At 44.7% G+C, this 22,179-nt stretch carries 21 protein-coding genes; 17 read left to right on the forward strand and 4 right to left on the reverse strand.

Annotated elements, in window-relative coordinates; genetic code table 11:
- Positions 1-18 precede the first annotated feature (18 nt).
- Positions 19-315: a thiamine pyrophosphate-dependent enzyme gene (locus ACY8D0_RS07050; protein ID WP_462409764.1), complete on the forward strand. Its 297-nt coding sequence runs from the start codon at positions 19-21 to the stop codon at positions 313-315.
- A gap of 66 nt (positions 316-381) precedes the next feature.
- Positions 382-1,836 (forward strand): aldehyde dehydrogenase family protein, encoded by a 1,455-nt coding sequence (locus ACY8D0_RS07055; RefSeq protein ID WP_462409765.1) that lies wholly within the window; start codon positions 382-384, stop codon positions 1,834-1,836.
- Between the two features lie 179 nt (positions 1,837-2,015).
- On the opposite strand, the gene ACY8D0_RS07060 is transcribed toward ACY8D0_RS07055, so the two are convergent.
- Both ACY8D0_RS07060 and fdhA read right to left on the reverse strand, forming a co-directional pair.
- The gene (locus tag ACY8D0_RS07060; protein ID WP_462409766.1) at positions 2,016-2,438 is read right to left on the reverse strand and encodes a GlcG/HbpS family heme-binding protein; all 423 of its coding nucleotides are present in this window, start codon (positions 2,436-2,438) and stop codon (positions 2,016-2,018) included.
- 45 nt (positions 2,439-2,483) lie between these two features.
- The gene (gene fdhA, locus ACY8D0_RS07065; protein WP_462409767.1) at positions 2,484-3,701 is read right to left on the reverse strand and encodes a formaldehyde dehydrogenase, glutathione-independent; all 1,218 of its coding nucleotides are present in this window, start codon (positions 3,699-3,701) and stop codon (positions 2,484-2,486) included.
- Between the two features lie 203 nt (positions 3,702-3,904).
- Between fdhA and ACY8D0_RS07070 the strand changes: the two genes are divergently transcribed.
- The 9 genes from ACY8D0_RS07070 (at position 3,905) to ACY8D0_RS07110 (ending at position 14,840) form a co-directional block, all read left to right on the forward strand.
- Positions 3,905-4,270, forward strand: a complete 366-nt coding sequence (locus ACY8D0_RS07070) for a winged helix-turn-helix transcriptional regulator (RefSeq protein ID WP_462409768.1) — start codon at positions 3,905-3,907, stop codon at positions 4,268-4,270.
- Positions 4,271-4,685: 415 nt separating this feature from the next.
- Positions 4,686-5,816: an FAD-dependent monooxygenase gene (locus ACY8D0_RS07075; protein WP_462409769.1), complete on the forward strand. Its 1,131-nt coding sequence runs from the start codon at positions 4,686-4,688 to the stop codon at positions 5,814-5,816.
- Positions 5,817-5,880: 64 nt separating this feature from the next.
- On the forward strand, positions 5,881-6,987 hold the full coding sequence (locus ACY8D0_RS07080) for an alpha/beta hydrolase family protein (RefSeq protein WP_462409770.1): 1,107 nt from the start codon (positions 5,881-5,883) through the stop codon (positions 6,985-6,987).
- A gap of 38 nt (positions 6,988-7,025) precedes the next feature.
- Positions 7,026-7,970, forward strand: coding sequence for a VOC family protein (locus tag ACY8D0_RS07085; protein ID WP_462409771.1), 945 nt, complete (start codon positions 7,026-7,028; stop codon positions 7,968-7,970).
- A 155-nt stretch (positions 7,971-8,125) separates the two neighbouring features.
- Positions 8,126-9,883 carry a sigma-54 interaction domain-containing protein gene (locus ACY8D0_RS07090; protein ID WP_462409772.1) on the forward strand — a complete coding sequence of 586 codons (1,758 nt, stop codon included), beginning with the start codon at positions 8,126-8,128 and terminating at the stop codon, positions 9,881-9,883.
- Between the two features lie 35 nt (positions 9,884-9,918).
- Positions 9,919-11,634: a sigma-54 interaction domain-containing protein gene (locus tag ACY8D0_RS07095; RefSeq protein WP_462409773.1), complete on the forward strand. Its 1,716-nt coding sequence runs from the start codon at positions 9,919-9,921 to the stop codon at positions 11,632-11,634.
- Between the two features lie 242 nt (positions 11,635-11,876).
- Positions 11,877-12,782 carry a fumarylacetoacetate hydrolase family protein gene (locus tag ACY8D0_RS07100; RefSeq protein ID WP_462409774.1) on the forward strand — a complete coding sequence of 302 codons (906 nt, stop codon included), beginning with the start codon at positions 11,877-11,879 and terminating at the stop codon, positions 12,780-12,782.
- A 27-nt stretch (positions 12,783-12,809) separates the two neighbouring features.
- Positions 12,810-13,565, forward strand: a complete 756-nt coding sequence (locus ACY8D0_RS07105) for a cyclase family protein (protein ID WP_462409775.1) — start codon at positions 12,810-12,812, stop codon at positions 13,563-13,565.
- Between the two features lie 27 nt (positions 13,566-13,592).
- A complete protein-coding gene (locus ACY8D0_RS07110; protein WP_462409776.1) occupies positions 13,593-14,840 on the forward strand; it encodes an MFS transporter in 1,248 nt (415 codons plus the stop codon).
- Positions 14,841-14,894: 54 nt separating this feature from the next.
- Here the strand turns inward: ACY8D0_RS07110 and ACY8D0_RS07115 are convergent, their stop codons facing one another.
- Positions 14,895-15,830: an amidohydrolase family protein gene (locus tag ACY8D0_RS07115; protein ID WP_462409777.1), complete on the reverse strand. Its 936-nt coding sequence runs from the start codon at positions 15,828-15,830 to the stop codon at positions 14,895-14,897.
- A 37-nt stretch (positions 15,831-15,867) separates the two neighbouring features.
- The gene (locus tag ACY8D0_RS07120) at positions 15,868-16,671 is read right to left on the reverse strand and encodes an IclR family transcriptional regulator (RefSeq protein WP_462409778.1); all 804 of its coding nucleotides are present in this window, start codon (positions 16,669-16,671) and stop codon (positions 15,868-15,870) included.
- Between the two features lie 217 nt (positions 16,672-16,888).
- On the opposite strand from ACY8D0_RS07120, the gene ACY8D0_RS07125 reads away from it, so the two are divergent.
- From ACY8D0_RS07125 to ACY8D0_RS07150, 6 genes are read left to right on the forward strand one after another with little or no spacing between them, the layout of a single operon-like run.
- On the forward strand, positions 16,889-18,352 hold the full coding sequence (locus tag ACY8D0_RS07125) for an aldehyde dehydrogenase (protein WP_462409779.1): 1,464 nt from the start codon (positions 16,889-16,891) through the stop codon (positions 18,350-18,352).
- Positions 18,353-18,371: 19 nt separating this feature from the next.
- Positions 18,372-19,145: a 2-keto-4-pentenoate hydratase gene (locus ACY8D0_RS07130; RefSeq protein ID WP_462409780.1), complete on the forward strand. Its 774-nt coding sequence runs from the start codon at positions 18,372-18,374 to the stop codon at positions 19,143-19,145.
- 27 nt (positions 19,146-19,172) lie between these two features.
- Complete coding sequence (locus ACY8D0_RS07135) at positions 19,173-20,057, forward strand: acetaldehyde dehydrogenase (acetylating) (protein WP_462409781.1); 885 nt, start codon at positions 19,173-19,175, stop codon at positions 20,055-20,057.
- Between the two features lie 22 nt (positions 20,058-20,079).
- Positions 20,080-21,105 (forward strand): 4-hydroxy-2-oxovalerate aldolase, encoded by a 1,026-nt coding sequence (gene dmpG, locus ACY8D0_RS07140; RefSeq protein ID WP_462409782.1) that lies wholly within the window; start codon positions 20,080-20,082, stop codon positions 21,103-21,105.
- Positions 21,106-21,118: 13 nt separating this feature from the next.
- On the forward strand, positions 21,119-21,901 hold the full coding sequence (locus ACY8D0_RS07145) for a 2-keto-4-pentenoate hydratase (RefSeq protein ID WP_462409783.1): 783 nt from the start codon (positions 21,119-21,121) through the stop codon (positions 21,899-21,901).
- Positions 21,902-21,927: 26 nt separating this feature from the next.
- Complete coding sequence (locus ACY8D0_RS07150) at positions 21,928-22,110, forward strand: 4-oxalocrotonate tautomerase (RefSeq protein ID WP_462409784.1); 183 nt, start codon at positions 21,928-21,930, stop codon at positions 22,108-22,110.
- Positions 22,111-22,179: the final 69 nt, after the last annotated feature.

A 22,179-nucleotide genomic window follows, 5' to 3' on the forward strand; every position in this document is an offset into this window, starting at 1 on the left:
CCTTCTTCTGTCCATTGGATGGCCCGCAGATATCAGACACCCTTTCTAACCGTTATTTTTAATAACCAAGGCTGGAATGCTACAAAGAAAAATACATTGATGCTGTATCCCGATGGGTATGCCAAGCAGAATGACGAGTTCTGGGTCAACTTTGACCAGCCTGCTGATTTAGCCAAAATTGCCGAAGCCGCAGGTGGTGCTTTAGCTTTGACGGTGTCCAACCCCAAAAAGCTTGAAGACGTGCTTCGGCAAGGGATGGAGGCAGTAAAGGCGGGGCGGTCGGCCGTTATTGATGTAAAGACCGCCACCATTTAATAACCCCGATTGAATATTTTATCAGACTAATATAATACAAATTACGATAATTTCAAGGAGGTTTATATGCAAACGATTAGTGCAGTATCCCAATGGATAAATAATAAGGAAATTCCTGCAGAAAAAACAGTAAAAATCTATAACCCGGCTTCAGTAGACGAATGTGTGGGAGAAATTTCACTTGGAACGGTGGAAGATGTAAACGCTGCTGTAGAAGCCGCCGAGCAGGCTGGGGAGGGATGGGCTCAAACTTCGGCATACCTCCGTGGAGAACTGCTCCACAAGATTGCCGATTCAATGGTAGAACACCATGCTGAATTAGCGGAATTGCTTGTCCGTGAAAACGGAAGAATCTTATCGGAAATGAAAGGCGATATTTTAGGAGGGGCAAACGTCCTTCGTTATTACGGCTCATTGGCTTCTGAAGCGGAAAAAGAGGAGGTTATCGAGAATCATCAAGGAAAAATGGTGCTCACCCGCCAGCCAATGGGGGTTGTCTCCATTATTGTCCCATGGAACTCACCAGTTTACCTGACCTGCCTTATGCTGGGGCCAGCTTTGATGGGGGGAAACACAATTGTTATAAAGCCTTCTACTTATAGTCCTCTAGCATTGACACAGATTTTAAAAACAGCGGCACAGCTCCTTCCCGACGGAGTGTTGAACATTGTTCTTGGGTCAGGAGCCATTGTCGGAGAGGCCATGGTGAGCCATCCACAGGTCCGCAAAGTTACCTTTACAGGAAGCACCGAAGTTGGTTCCGGGATTATCTGCAGTTCGGCAGCCACCATAAAAAATGTAAGTATGGAGCTCGGCGGAAATGACGCAGCGATCATCCTTCGCGATGCCGATATTGACGAAAAAATGGTAAGGGAATTGATACAAGGTGTCTTTATCGGCTGCGGCCAAATTTGCTATGGAGTCAAAAGAATTTACGTCCAGCAGGATAAATACCAAGAGTTTGCCGAGAAATTTATCGAACAAGCAAGCCAAATCAAAGTGGGGCCGGGATTAGATCCACGGTCCACCATGGGGCCTGTAAATAACGAGGCACAGTATAAAACCGTAATGAGGTTAATCAGCGAAGCCGAAAAGAATGGAGCAAGGGTAACCGTTGTCGGCCAATGGGTGGAGGGAATCAATCCGGAGGCTGGTTACTATATTCTTCCAACGATTGTAACGGATGTTAACCAATCCGATCCCATCGTACAAAGTGAACAATTTGGCCCCGTTATTCCGATCCTGTCGTTCGAAACAGAGGAGGAAGCCATCAAACTGGTAAATGATACGGAGTTTGGGCTGGGAAACTCCATTTGGACAAACGATGTCGACAAGGGTTTCCAGCTGGGCCGCAGGCTCCAATCCGGCAGTGTTTTTGTCAATATTCACCGTGTTGGAGCATCAGCCGTCAACATGCCGTTTGGCGGATTTAAACAAAGCGGGATCGGAAGGGGTCACGGTGTAGAGGCGCTGCATGAGCATATGGAGCTTCAAGCGATCATTAAAAGGATAGATTTATAGGACGGAGTTTTAATAAAGAAAATACGAAAGGACGATGCCAGGCAAAATATTTGTTTGGCTATCATTGGTTCCTTGGTATGGTTCCCTAAAATATATAAGTCATCATCTTTCTTGTCCTGAAAAAGCAACCCCCCAAGTGAGTGTTCTTCACTTGGGGGGTTTTTAAACGATAGCCAATTTTATACTGAAATTAATTTTTGATTAAACACCTGAACCGCGGCTTCTGCCACTTGAACATCATTCGGGACACTGCTGCCGCTTACACCAACAGCACCAATCACCTTTCCATCGCTGACCAGAGGGATTCCGCCTCCGAATACCACCAAGCGTCCATTATTGGTGGTATTTAAGCCATAAAGTTCGGCTGCGGGAACGGTTGCCTCGGCTAAATTGGCGGTAGGCATTTTTAATGCAACAGATGTCCATGCCTTATTCTGGGCAATCTCAATACTGGCTAACCAAGCGTCATCCATACGATGGACCGCAATCAAATTGCCGCCTTCATCTACGACTGAAATCACCATTGAAACACCGATATTTTTTGCTTCCTGTTCGGCTCCTGCAATTAATTCCTTTGCTAACGCTAATGTCATTTTAGTCATAACTGATCAACCTCCTATTTAAATTGATTATGATATTGAAAAGTTTTATCTTTTGAACATTCCATGAGGGTCAATGACGAATTTCTTCGAAGCTCCCTGATCAAATTCCGAATAAGCTGCGGGTGCTTGATCTAAAGAAATCATGGTTGCATTAACCGCTTTGGCAATTTGCGCTCTCCCGCTAAGAATTGCCATCATTAAGTCGCGGTGATATTTCATAACCGGAGTTTGACCGGTCACAAAGGTATGTGCTTTCGCCCAGCCAAGTCCTAAGCGGACCTTTAAGGTTCCAATCTTAGCATCTTCATCAACTGCACCTGGATCACCGGTAACATAGAGCCCTGGAATGCCCAAACGGCCGCCGGCACGGGTAACTTCCATAATGGAGTTCAATACCGTGGCTGGAGCTTCACCTGCGCTAGATCCATGTCCATGGGCTTCGAATCCTACACAATCTATTGCACAGTCAACTTCCGGAACCCCTAATATTTGTGCGATTTGCTCGCCAAGATTTGGGTACTCCCTAAGGTTGACTGTTTCACAGCCGAAGCTTCTCGCCTGTGCCAAACGCTCGCTATTCAAGTCACCGACGATAACCACCGAAGCACCAAGAAGCTGGGCGGAATGAGCAGCTGCCAAACCAACAGGTCCAGCTCCGGCAACATATACCGTGGAACCGGGCTTCACTCCCGCGCTTACTGCTCCGTGATAACCTGTTGGGAAAATATCAGACAGCATCGTTAAATCGAGTATTTTTTCCAGTGCCTGATCTTTATCAGGAAATTTCAATAACTGAAAATCCGCGTATGGAACCATGACGTATTCGGATTGCCCGCCAACCCATCCGCCCATGTCCACATAACCGTAAGCTGAGCCGGGCCGGTCCGGATTGACATTTTCACAAATATGCGTGTTTTGCTCTTTACAGCTCCGGCAACGGCCGCAGGCAATATTAAAAGGTACCGAAACAAGGTCACCTTTTTTAATGAATTCAACATCCCGTCCTACTTCGATTACTTCACCCGTGATTTCATGACCGAGAACGAGTCCCGACGGAGCGGTGGTCCGCCCGCGGACCATATGCTGATCACTGCCGCAAATATTGGTTGTAACCACTTTAAGAATGACTCCATGTTCACATTTTCGTCCGACATTTAACGGATTTACCCCGGGTCCGTCACGCAAAATTAAGTCCGGAAAGCTGATATCTTCAACCGCCACACTACCAGGTCCTTTGTACACTACCGCTCTGTTTCCTGCCATAATGCTTTCCTCCATTCTATCATCCTGAAATTGAGAAATTGGATTACTAAAAGATAGAGCTCTCAGTTAAATTATGTAGTCTGAAAATTTACTATCTTATTTATATTCTAAAAAATAATACTTTTTTCTGGAAGAACGCACTTTTTTGTGAGATGGTTACCTTAAGGATACTTTGAAACTAGATTGGGAAGGAGAAACCATGAATGGAAGATTTACGGGCAGAAGTAAAGAAGAAAATCGAAAATGGTGAATTTAATTGTGAAAAAGAATTTACTCTTTCCCTTATAAGCGGAAAATGGAAAATCACGATTATTTACTATTTAGGAACGGACGGCACATTGCGATTCAGTGAGATTAAGCGGTTGTTTCCCAAAATTACTCATAAGGTGCTTACAACCCAGATACGCGAGTTAGAAGAAGATGGGATTGTTTTTCGAAAGGTATACCCCGAAGTTCCGCCAAAGGTCGAATATTCATTAACAGAACTTGGGAAAAGCCTCATGCCCATTGTCTTAATGATGTACGATTGGGGTAAGCAAAATATAAAATCATTTGCAAAAAGTGAGTAAAGATTCAAAATTATAGAGGGGAACAGTCAAGGATTGAAATATGAAATCAATGTAAGGTTCTGTTAATTCCGTATGGTTGCTGCGAATTTATCACATAGGATTTTAGCAATATGCTTAAATTACTAAGCCAGGCTTTCATAGCCTGGCTTTTTGTATGCCGGTGAAAGGAATTGTCGTATGAATTTCGTACAGGGCTGTCAATGGTGTGCGGAATTCATACAGTTTTTATGAAAACAGAGGCACGGCTGGCAGAAAAATCCCACGAGAATTTAACTTTAAGGTGAAAAAGTAAGTTGGCACACTTCTTGCATTTTAATGAGCAAAGGAATTCTTTATTTTTACTATCTTCACAATGAAAAGATTACCGAACTGTATGATAAAGAATTCCAATTTCAAATTTAAGGGGGGGTTAAAAATGTCAAATGTAAACAGAGTGCTTATTGTCGGGGGTGGCATTGGAGGTTTGGCAACTGCCATCGCTTTGCAAAAGGCTGGATTGGAGACAGAAATTGTAGAAAAGCAAAAAGAATGGAATGTGTATGGCGTGGGCATCATTCTTCAATCAAACGCTCTAAGGGCAATCGATGAGCTGGGAATTCTGGATGAATTTTTAGTAGTCGGGGAAACTCATCCATTCTTACATATTCGCAGTGCACAGGGCCATATGATTTTGGAAGCACCCATATTGCCTTCTGGAAATTTTAATGTAAGCGGTGGCATCCCGAGAAGAAATCTGCATCAGATTTTACTGAATGCTGCGATAAAACATGGCACAAAGATTCGAATGGGCACAACCGTTGAGGGTATCAAAAATGTGGAAAATGGAGTTTATGTGGAGCTTACTGATGGCAGTTCAGGAACTTATGATCTCCTGATAGGGGCCGACGGAGTAAGATCGAAGGTTCGAAATTTAATCTTCGGCGACATCGAACCGCAATTTGTCGGTCAGGCTGTTTGGAGGTACACCTTAAAGCGGCCTGAAGATATTGAAAATATTACGATGTTTTATGGCCAAAAAGCTAAAGCTGGAATTGTTCCCATGACCAAGGATAGTGTTTACGTATTTATTGTTACCGCAGAACCAGGAAATCCATGGAAGCAGGAAGATCAACTGCATGTGATGATGCGTGAAGCCTTCCAGGAATTTGGCGGTCAAATTCGTGAATTAAGTGAACAAATAACCGATCCAAAAGGGGTAGTGTATCGTCCGCTTGAAACACTATTGGTCGAGAAACCTTGGTATCGTGATCGGGTTATCCTGATTGGGGATGCCGTTCATGCAACCGTTCCACATCTAGCGCAGGGAGCGGCCATTGCCATTGAAGATGGTCTCGTATTGGCCGAACTCCTTCAGAAGGATTTACCATTACCAGATATTTTAAATGAGTTTATGGATCGGCGCTATGAGCGTTGCAAGTTTGTTGTCGACAACTCCAACACATTGGTTCAATGGGAACTATTGCAGTTGGAAGGAACACTTCCAAAAGAGAATGACCCTAATGCGATTGTTGCCCAAAGTCTGATGAAAATGACAGAGGCAATTTAATCCAACTAATCCAGCATGGACCGAGACAATGAAATGACATAAAAGAAATAGGAGTGACGAAGCAATGTGGCATTATTTCCCCGAGCATTATATGTGGTCTTATCAAATTGTAAGGATGTTTAGCCAAGCTCATTTTGGCGGTGGAGAAGTGAATGAAATTTTAGAAGCGGCCGGAAATATTAAACTTGGTGATACGGATAGCTTTCATCATGCATGGATGAAGCTTGGAAATCGAACGCTGGCCGTTGCCAATGAGGCGCTGGACAAAGAACAAGTCGAAACGGCGAGAGCTGCCTGCCTAAGAGGTTCCAACTATATCCGAACGGCGGAATTTTTCCTTCAGCCAGATGATTCCAGGAAAATACCAACCTACTTAAAAGGAGTGGAATCGTTTAGAAAGGGAGCTGCGATGCTTGATCACCCTCCCCAGGTTGTGCAAATTCCTTATGAAAATTCTTTTCTGCCAGGATATTTTTTCCCTGTGCCAGGAAAATCGGAGCCCCCTTTAGTCATCATGTTTGGCGGGCTTGATTCCACGGCAGAGGAGCTGTATTTTGGTCCGGCCCAGTTATTAAACGAGCGGGGAATGGCCCTGCTTGCAGTGGATGGCCCGGGTCAGGGAGGAGCTTTGAGATTGAATCATATTTCCTCCCGTTACGATTACAACGTGGCCGGGACAACTGTCTATGAATGGGCCGTTGACAATCTGGACGTAGATGCGAATCGGGTTGGCGTTATGGCGGTTTCCATGGGCGGCTATATGGCAGCGAGGTCCGCCGCATTGGAACCGCGCTTTAAGGCTTGTGCCATCTGGGGAGCTGTCTACGATTACCAATCTGTTTGGGCCAAGCGTCCCGACAACCACCCGCTGGCAAAAATCTTACAGCATGTGGTGGGGGCTGAATCCATGGACGAGGCGAGAAGAAAACTCGATTTGTTTAACCTGAGAGGGGTGGCTGAAAAAATCAGCATGCCTACCTACATTATTCATGGAGAAGATGACAGGCAGGTTTCTGTGGAGAATGCCTATAATCTGTACAATGATTTAACTTGTCCAAGATGGCTGAAAATTGTTCCAAAGAGCAGCCCAGGTTCTGCCCATTGCCAGGTCGACAATGTGACAGAGACCTATTCACTGTATGATTGGCTAAAGGTTCAACTGAACGCATAGTCTGTTCCACTATCAAACTTTTATTTGGAGGATGAATCATGCCAAAAAGAAATCATTTTATTTCCCAGTTAGCCCACGTAGAAATTTTAAGCCCAAAACCGGAGGAGTCTGTGGAATTTTTTAAAACGGTATTAGGTTTGGAGGAATCCGGCAGGCTGGGCCAATCTGTCTACCTGCGGGCATGGGGGGAATTTTTTCATCACAGTCTGAAAGTAACCGAAGCGAAAACACCTGGCCTTGGCCATATCGGCTGGCGGGCCGAGAGCGATGAGGATTTGCTGGATGCTGTAGAATTTATAAAAAACATGGGCTGCGGCAAAGGCTGGACGGAAGGGGACCTTGGTCATGGGAACGCTTTTCAATTTACCTCTCCGGATGGCCATTTAGAAGAAATTTTTTGGGAAGTAGAACTTGCGGAGATTCCCGAGCATAAGAAAAGCAAATGGCGGTCCCGTCCGCAAAAAAATCCAAGCCGCGGGGCTTCGGTAAGACGTTTGGATCATATCACGCTATGGACCAGTGATGTAACCCGGCACCGAAATCATTATCAGCAGTTAGGATTCAAGTATAACGAGGGAATCGTCATCCCGAATGGAACGGAAATTGGCTCACTTCTTGCGGTTTCCAGTTTATCTCACGAAGTCGCCCTTTTTGCCGATCCAATTAAACAGCATGGGGTGTTAAACCATATCTGCTTTGCGGTTGAAAATCGCGATCAAGTCTTAGAGACAGCCGATTACGTCGTGGACAATGGATACTTTTTAGAAATGAAGCCATTTAAGCATGCGGTTGGAGAGGCGTTTACTACTTACGCGATTGAACCTGGCGGAAATCGGATTGAAATATATGGTGGGTCTCCCTTGTATTTTGCCCCTGATTATGGCCCGAAAATCTGGAAAGTAGAAGAAAACCCGAACGATGCTTGGGACCATAAAAATATATTTGAATCCGACCAATTTGATAGTATGAAAGAAAAGGCTTAGCATTACAGATTGATACAGGGTCATGGGGAAGTTGATTTCCCCATGACCTTTTCCTGTAGCAATAATTCCAAATGGTGAAATTTTTAGGAAAAATTGTTATAATAGAAATATATTTTTGGAAAATTCAAACAGACAGGAATGGGTGACAATTGCTCATGACGATTGCAGTTCAAGCCTTTAAAGAAACTTGTAATACGTTAAATCAATTTGGAAGCGCTGTCAATGAGGTTTATCTGTTGAGCCATACTTTTGATTACCAATGTCACTACAATCTATTAGAGAAGTCAAACAAATTTGACCCTGGTAACCTCAAGTGGCTAGAAACTTGGAGGCGGGAACAAAAAACTAGTCAGGAACTAACCTTTCCAGGCTCTAGCCGAATTTCGGAAGAAGAATCCATTTATTATGGTACTATCAAATACCAAGGCGAACCTGTATACATATTGATTTTAAAGCACCTTGAATATAACAATCCCATCATCATGCAAATTGTTCAGCTTCTCTCTGAGCAGATCAGCTATAAGCTCGTTAATCAGCCAAATGTGGAATCGTTATTTTTACAGAGTAAATACCAGAAGCAAATAACAGAACATCTTGAAGAAGGTTACTTAACCATGGATAAAAAGGGCACAATCACGTTCCTTAATCAAAGAGGCTCGGAGATTTTGGGAATCAAAAGTGAGCAAATCATTGGAAAATACTATGCCGATGGACTTGCCAATTTTCAGCCTTCCCCTCTTGAAACCCTTAAATCAGGGAAAATGTGGGTTAATCGGGAGTTTTTTATCGAAAGGCCGGAGGGAAAGCTTCACCTCATGCTGTCGGTGATTCCAATGTTTGATGAGTATCATGTGCCCATTGGGCTTGTATTGACTTTCAAAGAAATCACGATTGTACTGAAAAAGGCAGGAAACTTGGTCAATATCCATCCTGTTTTTCAATTTGAAGATTTGATTTTTAAAAGTGTAACTATGCAAAAATTGGTTAAAGTGGCGAAAGAAGCAGCGAAAACGGAGTCTAATATATTAATAGAAGGGGATAGTGGTACTGGAAAGGAACTGATTGCCCAAGCCATCCACAATCACAGCAGGAGGAAAGGAAAGCCGTTTGTTGTCATAGATTGTTCTTCCATCCCAAGAGATTTAGTGGAAACGGAGCTTTTTGGTTATGTGGACGGGGCATTTACAGGGGCAAAAAAAGGCGGCATGCTTGGGAAATTTGAGGTGGCCAATGGCGGTACTGTGTTTTTGGATGAAATCGGTGAAATGCCCATTGACATTCAGGTCAAGCTTCTTCGCGTGATTCAAACCCGTTCGATTACTCGAGTGGGAGGCCATGACCCGATTCCAAGCAATATTCGGATTATCGCCGCAACGAATCGGACTCTAGAAGAGGAAGTGAAAAACGGAAATTTCCGGCTGGATTTGTTTTATCGGTTGAATGTGATCCATTTGATTGTGCCCCCCTTACATGAACGGGAAGGGGACATCCCTCTTTTAGCCAGGACTTTATTGGAAATTGCCGCCAAAAGGAGCAATCGAAAATCACCCAGCATCTCTCAAGCTGTCATGAACGTGTTTGAAGAATATATCTGGCCGGGGAATATTAGAGAAATGGAGAACGTACTGGAAAGAGCCCTGCTTATGGCACACGACCAAATTGACCTCGTGCATTTACCCAACCATCTGCTTCAGGAGGCGCTTGCCGAGAATAGTAAACAAATGAATCGAAACATCCTTAAAGAGGATATAACCGATGGACAGGCAGTGGAATCCTTAAGCAGTTTCGAAAAAAAATTAATCATCTCTACGCTGAAAAGCGTCAACGGAAATAAGAGTTTGGCAGCAAAAAAATTGGGAATTTCCCGATCCAATTTATATGACAAATTAATCAAATATGAGATTGGCAGGTAGAATCCTGCTAATGATACGAATTGGGTGAGCCTTTGATGAACAATGTAATAAATTACCTTATGGACGAATTGAAGAAAGTCTGTGAAGTTTATAATCGATGTGAAACTCAATCGAAGTGGTTCGTAACAGATGCGAACTTATTTTATATTTGTCATTATGAGCCAAGTGAAGGTGCAACGGTCATGAGGGACAATCATTTTCAATCAATCCCTTATATCCGGTTGGAACCTAAAACAAAATGCTATTCCGGAGAAGGTATATCCTATTTAAAAGGAAATTTATATGCCAGTCCGATCCTAATCAACCAAAAACCTGAGTTTTATATTGTTTGTACACATACCCCATTCAACGATCCCCTGATGCTGCAACTGTTGGAAGTCAAATCCAACTTTATCAGTTCCCGTCTGGAGGAACGGTTTAGAATGAACAGGGTTTTTTTACAAAACAGGCCAATGAAGGAAATCACCGAAACAGTCGATATGGGCTGTTTATCAATTGATCGATACGGAACGATTGCTTTTATCAATGAAGTGGGTTCGGAAATTTTAGGGGTAAAAACCGACGCCATTGTCGGAAAGCCATTGGCTGATGTGGTAGATGTAAGTGTCTTTTCCCTCTCTGTTCTTGAAACCGGAGAACCGATGATGAAAAAACAGGTGAAAATGAAAATCAACAAGGGGCAATTCTTCTTTATACTTTCAGCTACTCCGCTATTTGATAATTTGAATGAACCGGTCGGCGTCATCTATCATTTTAAGGATATAAGAAAAGATGTGGAAATAGTCGAACCTGGCAAGAGTTTCTTCCATTTTGACGATATCGTTTATGAATGCAAACAAATGGACCTTTTGGTTGAGGTAGAAAAAAAAGCGGCGAGAACAGACTCCAATATTTTAATTGAGGGGGAAAGCGGGACCGGTAAAGAATTGATTGCCCAGTCAATTCACAATTTTAGTGAACGTGCCAAAAAGCCTTTTATTGTCATAGACTGTTCGGCCATCCCTAGGAATCTAGTGGAAAGTGAATTGTTCGGCTATGCGGAAGGTGCCTTTACCGGTTCCCGCAAAGGCGGAAGAATGGGGAAATTCGAACGGGCTAACGGGGGAACAGTGTTTCTTGATGAAATCGGGGAGCTCCCGCTTGAGATTCAGTCCAAGCTCCTTCGGGTCCTCCAAAGCCGAACCGTTACCAGAATCGGCAGCCATGAATCGATTCCCGTTGATATCAGAATTATTGCCGCGACCAACCGAAACCTGGCAGGTGAAGTACTTCAAGGGAATTTTCGTCAAGACCTTTACTATCGCCTTAATGTGATGAATCTAACGGTACCTTCTTTACGGGAACGTTTAGATGACCTGCCGGTATTGGTGAACCACCTTCTCACGAAAACATCGAAACGGGAAAAACGGGAACGGCCGCAAATATCATCTGAAGTAATCGAGGCGTTTACCCATTATTCATGGCCAGGGAATATCCGGGAGTTGGAAAATACGATAGAACGGGCGGTCATATTGGCATTTGATGAAATTCATTTGGAACATTTGCCTGAACGGCTATTAGCTCACAAGAAATTCGCGAGAAAAGAAAATGATGAGCTGGCATTTTCGATGAAAACCAAGAAAATGATGGAACAGCAATTGATCATAAAAACACTGGATGAGCTTAATGGGAATAAAACAAAAGCAGCCAGGAAACTGGGCATCTCCCGATCCACTTTATACGATAAACTATATCAATACAATCTGTTATGAATCTATCTCAGGAGAGGTAGGTTCTTTTTTTGTTGCCAAGTTGTTGTAGCAATCCGGGACAGTCAGATAAGACTGTCCTGAAATCGTACGCTTTTTGCTGAAAGAATTGGATCATCGAACCATTGAATGAAGCGATATAAAGTTGGCACGAATCTTGCATAAGTAGTAATAGAGGGTTTTCGACCTATAAACATAGTAGGAATATTAATTATTCATTTACTAGCCTGAAAGGAGAAAAACAAATGAAATTTATCACTTTTCGAAACCCACTGGGTGAACAACGTGGGGGATGGCTATCCGGTAATGAAGTCATCGATATGGGGATGGCAGGCCAAGGAAAGCTGCCCGTAAGCATCCGTGAATTACTGGAGGACCAAGAACGGTATATGCCGGTGATTCAAACCATTGAAGAAAGGGTCCAGCCCGCCTATTCACTTGAAGCAGTTCAACTGCTTGCACCGCTGCCAAACCCAGGAACGTTTCGTGATTATGTTTCTTTTGAGACTCATGTTAAAAATGCCGCGGCGTCCCATGGGGATTCGGTGGCACCTGAATGGTATGAGATCCCAATCTTTTATTTTTCCAATCCGAATGTCATGAGAGGACCGGGCGAGGAGGTCGCACGGCCTAAAAAATGTTTAAGGTTGGATTACGAACTGGAACTGGCCTGCATCATCGGAAAAGAGGGCAGGGACATTAAAGCCGAGGAGGCAGAGGAGTTTATTTTCGGTTACACCATCTTAAATGATTGGTCGGCAAGGGATTTGCAGGCAAAAGAAATGAAAGTATTGCTTGGCCCTGCAAAAGGCAAAGATTTTGCTACTTCCATCGGCCCGTGGATTGCCACAAAGGAGGAGCTGGAGAAATACCGGGTGGGTGATAAGTTCGACCTGGAAATGACCGCAAAGGTAAATGGGGAAGTGTGGTCGAAGGGGAATTTTAAAGATATCTATTATTCCTTCGGGCAAATGATTGAACGGGCTTCTGAGGATGTCACGTTATATCCAGGTGACATAATTGGGTCGGGAACCGTGGGGGTTGGCTGTATTTTAGAATTGGGCACCACCGATTACCACTGGCTTGAGCCAGGCGACGAAATAGAATTGGAGATTACGGGTTTAGGAAAGCTAAAAAACAAGATTGTTTAAATACGATGACGGATGGAGGAATATACAATGGCTAAAATAATTGACTTAAGTGTTTCTATCGAAAAGGAATTAAAAGATCCGCTGCCATTTTCAATCCGCTATGAAACGCATGAAGAAGGGGCTGAATTTGGAGCAAAACTAGTCGGTGTGACACCAGAAGATTTCCCTGAGCGAAAGGGGCTCGCCGGAGAATTTTTGACATTAACAAGCCATGCGGGCACACATGTGGACGCGCCATGGCATTATTGGCCCACGGCGGAAGGAGAGCCAGCAAAAACCATTGATGAATTGCCTTTGGAATGGTTTTTTAACAATGGAGTCGTGCTCGACTTTACAGACAAGCCTGCCGGTTACGCCATCACGATGGAGGACCTGCAGGAAAAACTACAAGCCATCCAATATGAGTTAAAACCCTTTGATATTGTCATGATCCGCTGCGATGCCGATAAAAAACGCTATGAGCCCAATTATAGTGAAATACATGTAGGAGTCTCGGCAGAAGCCACCCTCTGGCTGATTGAACAAGGCATCAAAGTGATGGGTACGGACGGATGGGGCTGGGATACACCACTATCGATTCAAGCTGAGGATTATAAACAAAACCCTCGTCCAGGGGTGCTTTGGGCAGCTCATTATGCCGGGAAAGAAAAAGAGTACTGCCAAATTGAAAAACTGGCAAATTTGGATCAACTGCCTCCATTTGGATTTAAAGTATCGGTATTTCCGGTAAAAATCAAAGGGGCAAGCGGAGGATGGACGCGGGCAGTAGCTATTATGGATTAAAATCAATGGATAAGGGGGGCAATGATGATGGAGGGGAAAAAGCGTTTTTGGAGGTATGAAAATTTTCTAATCATCATTATGTTTTTAGTGGTAGGTTTGGTGTTCTTGGACCGGTTGAGCTTGGGGTTTGTGTTCCCATTCATTGCTGAGGATTTAGACCTGTCGAATACCCAACTGGGACTGATAGTGGGATTAACCGGTGTCTTTTTTGGACTTTCTACTTTAATTTTTGCTAGTCTTTCAGATTTTTTGGGGAAAAAGAAAATGATGCTGATTATATGTGTCATCATATTTTCGATTTCTACTCTATTAACGGGTATTGTCGGCTCTTTTGCTGCGTTATTGCTGTTGCGAATTTTGATGGGGCTGGCAGAGGGACCTGTGCTGCCGCTGGTGCAGTCGATTGTAATCGCGGAATCTACTGAAAAAAGAAGAGGATTTAATATGGGGGTGGTCCAAAGTGCTTCCTCGTTAATCGGCGGGACGTTAGCGCCAGTTGTTACGGTCGCCCTTGCTGCCTCGTTTGGATGGCGGTCTTCTTTTTATATGATTGCTGTGCCAGGGATCGTTGCAGGCATTATCCTTTGGATTTTTTTAAGAGAGCCAAAATCAGCAGCCTCAACTGTTGAGGGGAAGGCATTTGCCAAACCTGCCAAAGCGGAATATGCTCAGGTGTTTAAAACTAGAAATGTTTGGCTTGGTGCCATCATCGGGATCTGCAATATGATGTATATTTTGACCTTGACTGCATTTTTGCCTACAATGTTTGCGGGTGCCACCAATTATGGAGAAAATCAAATTGGTATGCTGTTGGGTTTGATGGGGCTTGTGATGTTTATCAGTCAATTAGGCGGCCCTGCTTTATCTGACCGGATAGGGCGGCTGCCGGTGATTAAAATCCTTTCATTGATAGGGATTTTCTTGCCTGTTATGATAGCGTTCACGTACCAGAACTTTTCACTATTGCTAGTCTCAATGGCCATTTTTGCCCTAGGCAACGGTTATCAGCCACTCGTTTTAAATGTCATCCCTGCAGAATCGGTTCCACGGACGGTTTCAGCCACATCCATCAGTTTTGTGATTTTAACGAGCGAAATCATCGGCGGCAGTACAGGACCCATTTTATCAGGGATTCTGGCAGATAAGATCTCTTTGACTGCCCCCCTATGGGTTGCCGCTGCCGCAGGTGTCATTGCGTTTCTTTGTACTTTTGGAATGAAAGAAACGGCACCAATTAAGAAAGATAACCTTAAGAATATAGAGGTTCCACTCTAACAACTACAAAAATAAGGCCAACTCCGAATCATGTTTGGAGTTGGCTTGTTTGTTTTATTTGAGAATCGTTTGCGTGCCCGTTAAGTTCTTCCCTTCAGGAGGCCAGACACACAAATCAAACGGATAGTCGGACCCTGGAACCACCCGATCTTCTCCAACGGTCTGAATCAGAAAGTCCAAGCTATTCTGGTTCCATAAAACCGAATCATACCAAAACCGTTTCAGGTAGTGAGATGGAGGCGCTTTCAAATTAGAGGATACTAGCTTCCATTGTTCATAGCCTTTATCGAGCCTGCCGATTTGATAGGGCAAGAAGCCGCCGCCGTGGGCAAACAAGATTTTAACATCCGGATAATTGTCGACCATTCCGCTTAATACCAAATCTGTTCCACAAACCGTCGTCTCCCAAGGGACCCCGATTAAATTGGGCATCATCCGTCTTTTTAACCGCGGGTCTTCACACAGCAAGGGATGAATAAATACGATGGCTTTTAACCGGTTAGCTTCTTCGAAAAACGGGATGAAAAATTCATCTGAAAGCATGCTCCCTGGCAGTCCAGGACCAATAATGGCACCTTTAAGTCCTTTATTCATTGCTTCTTGCAAAATGTGGGCTGATAGTTCTGGGTTGGTGAGGGGGACAGTTCCTAAGGATGAGAGTTTCTCCGGTGCGGATTTTGACCATTCGGCTAATGAGTGATTATAAACCCGTGATAAATCTGCTGAAATTTCAGCAGGAAAATCATATAAGAAGAGCTGTGGGATCGGTGAAACAAGCGAGTGGGTAATCCCGGCTTTCTCTTGTTCAGAGAGATAAACCGAATCCTCTATAAACGCCGGCTTCAATTCAAATCCCCACTTTTCATTTACCGTTAAGAATTCGTTTTTACCGGCTTCTTTTTGTTCCCATTTCGCATGGACCATTCGCTGGTTGTCCTTAAGCCAGTGGAGGACATCTTCAGGGATAAAATGAGTATGAAAGTCGTGCATCAGGCATTCTCCTCTATGAAAGAAATCTAGTAATCTATTATCCTCGATATCCCATCCGGTCAGAAATTTCCGTGGCAGCATGGATGATTTTTTTAGCTAATCCTTGGACTCTATGAGACTGAATCCTTTGCTTGGGTCCCACGACAGATAGAGCTGCAGTCACACGGCCCCGGTGGTCATAGATTGGGGCGGCAATTGAATTGACCCCCTCATGGTATTCTTCAAGGCTGCAGGTAAATCCATTCTGGCGGATCTCCAGCAAATGGGATCGCAACTGATTAGGATCGGTAATCGTGTGCTTTGTGAACTTATTTAAGCCTTTGTTGATGACTGCCTCCACAACGGAATCATCTGCATAAGCAAGCAAAACCTTACCTGAACTAGTGCAATATGGAGGATTCCTTCTGCCTACGTGGGTTAAAAACCTGACTGGATGGTTGCACTCCACTTTTTGCAAATAGATGACTTCTAGATTATCCAAAAGTGAAATGTGAGCGGTTTCACCAATGCTGTCGACAAGCTTATTTAAGATGGACTGGGATTCCTGGTAAACATCCATATTGCTATTCACAATCCCGCTTAATGAAAGAATCGACAATCCGAGGCGGTATTTTTTCGAGTCTGGATCTTTGAATACAAAACCTTCACTGGCCAATGTGGCCATCGTTCTGCTGACTGTGCTTTTGTTTAGTCCTAACGAACTGGCAAGATCACTGATTTTTTTCTCCGGCTCGTCCATGGAGAAGCTTTTTAAAATTCTCAAGGCGTTCTTAACAGAGGATAGATGTTGATCTTCTTGATCCTTCACAGCCAACTGACATAACCTCCTAGTAAATTTCATTATAGAAAACAATGTTGCTCTATAGTGTGCAATATAACAAAAATTGATAGAGTTGAAAAGTGAAAATTGATAATATTTTTAATTTTTTGCATAATACTCAAAAATTTTCAAGTTGTTGCATATAGCGAAACAACCGCGTTGTTTATGAAACATGAAAGCGCTACGATAGTTTTAAGAAAATTTTAAAATATGCAACTTTTGAAGGAGGAAAAAGGGTATGCAAGTAGAAACAAGAGTAAAAGCCATTAATTGCCTTCACTTTATTAATGGGCAATTTGTCGAATCACAAAATAAAAAAACATTTGATAACATCAACCCGGCAACAGAAGAGGTACTGGGAACCGTTGCAGAAGGCGGAAAGGAAGAAGTGGACTTTGCAGTTGCAGCTGCCCGCAGAGCCTTAAATGGCCGGTGGAAAAAGATGACTGCGACCGAGCGTTCGAAAATTATCCGCCGTATCGGGGACTTGATTCTCGAGCGAAAGGAAGAACTCGCAAGGCTGGAATCATTGGATACAGGAAAACCAATATGGCTGACCAATAGTGTGGATATCCCCCGTGCCGCTTATAACTTCCACTTCTTTGCTGACTACATGATCGGTGTCAACGCGGATGCCAACCAACAAGATGATATCGCCATCCATTATACGTACCGCCGTCCTGTTGGGGTGGTCGGGCTGATTAAACCCTGGAACCTGCCTCTATTATTGCTGACCTGGAAACTGGCGCCTTGCTTAGCGATGGGGAATACGGCTGTTATTAAACCAGCCGAATGGACACCGATGACAGCAACTGTATTAATGGAAATCTGTAAAGAGGCCGGGGTTCCAGACGGAGTAGTGAACTTGGTTCACGGTTTTGGTCCAAATTCGGCAGGAGGCGCAATCACTGAGCACCCCGATGTCGATGCGATCTCGTTTATCGGCGAACCGGGAACCGGTACGGCTATCATGAAAGCGGCCGCTGATTCGTTGAAAAAATTATCCTTTGAATTGGGAGGCAAGAATCCCAATATCATCTTTGCCGATTCTGATTTGGACGAAGTGATTGAAACCACATTAAAATCCAGCTTTATTAACCAAGGCGAAGTGTGTTTGTGCGGCTCGCGGATTTATGTGGAACGGCCCGTATATGAGGAGTTTTTGGAAAAATTTTCAGAGCAAGTGAAGACATTGAAGGTCGGCCAGCCTGACAAAGAGGATACCAAAGTTGGTGCACTAATTAGCAAGGAACATTACGATCGGGTAAAAGGGTACCTGGAGATTGCCAAACAAGATGGCGGAGTATTCTTGACCGGAGGAAAACGCCCTGAAGGCTTGGACAAAGGGTATTATTTAGAACCAACTATCATCACCGGATTAGACCGTAATTCACGTTGTGTCCGGGAGGAAATTTTTGGACCGGTAGTGACCGTTACACCTTTTGATATGGAAGAAGAAGTGATCGTGCAGGCAAACGATACCCATTATGGCTTAAGTGCCACGATTTGGACCAACGACCTGAGACGGGCGCACCGGGTGGCACACCAAATTGAGGCCGGAATTATTTGGGTCAATACCTGGTTCCTGCGCGACTTGCGGACACCGTTCGGCGGCATGAAACACAGCGGGATTGGCCGAACCGGAGGCAATCACAGCATCGACTTCTATTCCGAACTTTCCAATATCACTATTAAGCTGTAAGAAAGAAGGTAAGCCAAATATGACCAATAAAGTAACAGAATTGGCAGTACAACTGAGGGAAGCGGAGCTAACAGGGGCCAGTATTGCCCCTTTGACATCCCAAACTGAATTATCGGTTGAAGAAGCCTACCATGTTCAGCTTGAGAATATAAAGCACAAACTCAGCCAAGGGCAGAAAATCGTCGGAAAAAAAATCGGCCTGACTTCACTCGCCATGCAGACGATGCTGGGTGTAAATGAACCGGATTACGGGCATTTGTTGGACAGCATGGTGGTAGAGAATAGCGGACTCCTTTCAGTTGAAAAACTGCTCCAGCCAAAAGTCGAAGCAGAAATCGCCTTTATTTTAAAAAAGGAATTGCGCGGGCCAAACGTGACAACGCTCGAGGTGCTGCAAGCAACTGAGTATGTGGTTCCGGCACTTGAGATTGTCGACAGCAGGGTCAAAGACTGGAAAATCACACTGGCTGATACAGTGGCCGACAATGCCTCGTCCGGATTTTATGTGCTGGGCGGCAAGCCGACTAAAGTTTCTGAAATTGACCTTGAGTTAATCGGGATGATGTTTACTAAAAACGGAGAGCTGGTGAACACGGGTGTTGGGGCAGCGGCACTTGGCAACCCTGCCTCTTGCGTGGCATGGCTGGCCAATAAATTATCCGAATTCGATATTTCGCTGAAGGCAGGCGAAGTGATTCTCTCCGGAGCCCTGTCAGCCGCTGTGGAAGCTCGGGCAGGAGATACATTCACTGCAAGATTCGCTCACATCGGGCAAGTCAGTGTCCGGTTTTAGTCTGGAAGAATAGAAAGGAGTGCCAATATGAGTAAAGTAAAAGTTGCCGTACTAGGTTCAGGGAACATAGGTACGGATCTCATGATTAAGCTTGGGCGGTCAGAAATCCTTGAATTGACCACAGTAATAGGGATTGACCCCGATTCGGATGGATTGAGACAGGCCAAGGAGCGCGGACTCGTGGCAATAGACACCGGAATCAAGGGATTTTTGGAAAGACCGGAACTGGCGGACATCGTGTTTGATGCCACAAGTGCCAAGGCCCATATCCGCCATGCGAAACTATTAAAAGAGGCCGGCAAACAGGTGTTGGATTTAACGCCGGCGGCAGTGGGGCCAATTGTTGTGCCTTCGGTCAATATAGGCGAACATATCGATGCTTCCAACATTAACTTGATCACCTGCGGCGGCCAAGCGACCATCCCGATGGTCAACGCGATTAACCGCGTTCAAGCGGTAGATTATGCCGAGATTGTGGCGACGATTTCTAGTAAAAGCGCCGGACCGGGCACAAGAGCCAATATTGACGAATTCACCCAGACCACCGCAAGGGGAATTGAAAAGATAGGCGGGGCCAAGAGAGGAAAAGCCATCATCATTTTAAATCCTGCCGAACCGCCAATCATCATGAGGGATACGATTCATGTTCTTGTGGAAGGAAACGGGGCAAAAGAAGCCGAAATTACCGCTTCGATTCAAGACATGGAAAAGCAGGTTCAAACCTATGTGCCTGGTTACCGTTTAAGACAGGAACCGATTTTTGACGGGAACAGGGTGACGGTTTTTATAGAAGTGGAAGGGGCAGGGGACTATCTGCCAAGGTACTCGGGAAATTTGGATATTATGACGGCAGCCGCTGTAAAAGTGGCGGAAGAGTGGGCGAAGCATAAGGTTACACAACTAACCGTTTAACTTAAGAGGAGTGGAACTAAAAATGACTGTAGAAAGAGATGTGCTTATTACCGAAGTCGCCTTGAGGGACGGCAGCCACGCGATTCGGCATCAATTCACTATTGATCAAGTCACAAGTGTTGCCAAGGCCCTTGATGATGCGAATGTACCTTATATAGAAGTTTCACATGGCGATGGCTTGGGAGGATCTTCCCTGCAATATGGTTTTTCGTTGACCAATGAAATGGAATTAATTGAAGCGGCCGCATCCGTGGTCAACAACGCCAAAATTGCCGTGCTGCTTCTTCCTGGAATCGGGACCATCCATGAGTTAAAACAGGCTGCCAGATTAGGGGCAAAAATGGCACGGATTGCCACTCACGTGACAGAGGCGGATGTCTCGCCGCAGCATATTGCCACAGCCAAAGAACTCGGTTTGGAAACCGTCGGATTTTTAATGATGTCCCACATGGCCCCAACGGAAAAATTGGTGGAACAGGCCAAATTGATGGAAAGCTACGGAGCCGATACGGTTTACGTTGTTGATTCCGCTGGCGCCCTCTTGCCTCATCAAGTAAAGGAAAGAATTCATGCTTTAAGGGGAAGCTTGTCCGTCAATGTCGGGTTCCATGCCCACAACAACCTGTCCTTGGCTCTGGCCAACACTATGGCAGCGATTGAGGAAGGCGCGACACGAATTGACGGCAGCGTCCGTTGCCTTGGGGCCGGTGCTGGCAATGCCCAAACAGAAGTGTTGGTTTCCGTGTTAGATAAACTAGGAATTAAAACCGGCATCGATGTTTTTAAAATGATGGACATTGCGGAGGAATTGGTCGCGCCAATTTTGGAAAAACCCCAGGAAATTACACGGGACAGCCTGGTTCTTGGCTATGCAGGCGTCTATTCAAGCTTCCTTCTGTTTGCCCAGCGTGCCGCGAAACGATTTGGCATTGATTCACGGGAAATTCTGATCGAGTTGGGCAAAAGAAAAGTAGTCGGCGGACAAGAAGATATGATTATGGATTTGGCTGCGGAACTGTCCAAGAAAAAACACGGCGCAACGGTTTAAGGAGGAATTTCGAATGACCCAATATAAGGATATTGCCCGTTACCTTGTATCAGCTGAGCTGGAGAAACGCGAAGTGGAAAAGGTGACGGTCACTTTAAAGCCTGACTTGTCGGTAGAGGAAGCCTATCTTGTCCAGCAGGAAATTGTCAACATGAAACTATCGGAAGGCAGTAGAATTGTCGGCCCGAAAATGGGACTGACCAGTTTTGCCAAAATGAAGCAAATGGGAATCCATGAGCCCATTTACGGATATGTGTTTGATTACATGCTCATTGAAAATGGCGGTAAGCTTCGCCTGCATGATTTAATCCACCCGAAAGTGGAGGCGGAAATTGCGTTTGTGATTGGGGAAGATATCGAGGGTCCTGGAGTGACAGGTGCCCAGGTTCTGGCGAAGACCGAATACGTGCTGCCGGCACTGGAGATTATCGACAGCCGCTATGAAAATTTTAATTTTACCCTGCCAGATGTAATTGCGGACAATGCCTCCACTTCAAGGGTCGTGTTTGGGACCACAATAAAAAAACCCGAGCCATTCGAATTGGAACTGGTTGGGGCGACACTTTCCATAAATGGTGAAATCAAAGAATTGGGTGCAGGTGCGGCGGTCCTTGGCCATCCGGCCCATTCGGTTGCCATGCTGGCTAACATGCTGGCGAGAAAGGGAGAAAAAGTCAAAAAAGGTGACGTGATACTGACTGGCGGTATTACCAGTGCCATTAGATTGAAATATGGGGACGTCGTCAGCAGCAAATTTGACGGCCTGGGTGAAGTTTCCTTTACGGTTACAGATTAATAGGGTTGAGAGAGGAGCATACCTAAATGCCAATTATTAATGTCCAAATTATGGAAGGCAGACCAAAAGAGAAGGTTGCCGAATTAATTCGGAATGTAACGAATACGGTCTCTGAGACTTTGGATTCACCTAAAGAGAATATTAGGGTGCTAGTAACCGAAATTCCAAAGACCCATTGGGGGAAAGCAGGAGAACCGGTTGGCAAATAAGGACGGAGGCGGCATAAGTCCGCCCGGTTCCTTACTTGAACATAAGATTTATAGATTAAATACATTCCT

The sequence above is a fragment of the Neobacillus camarae genome (genome assembly GCF_054950115.1).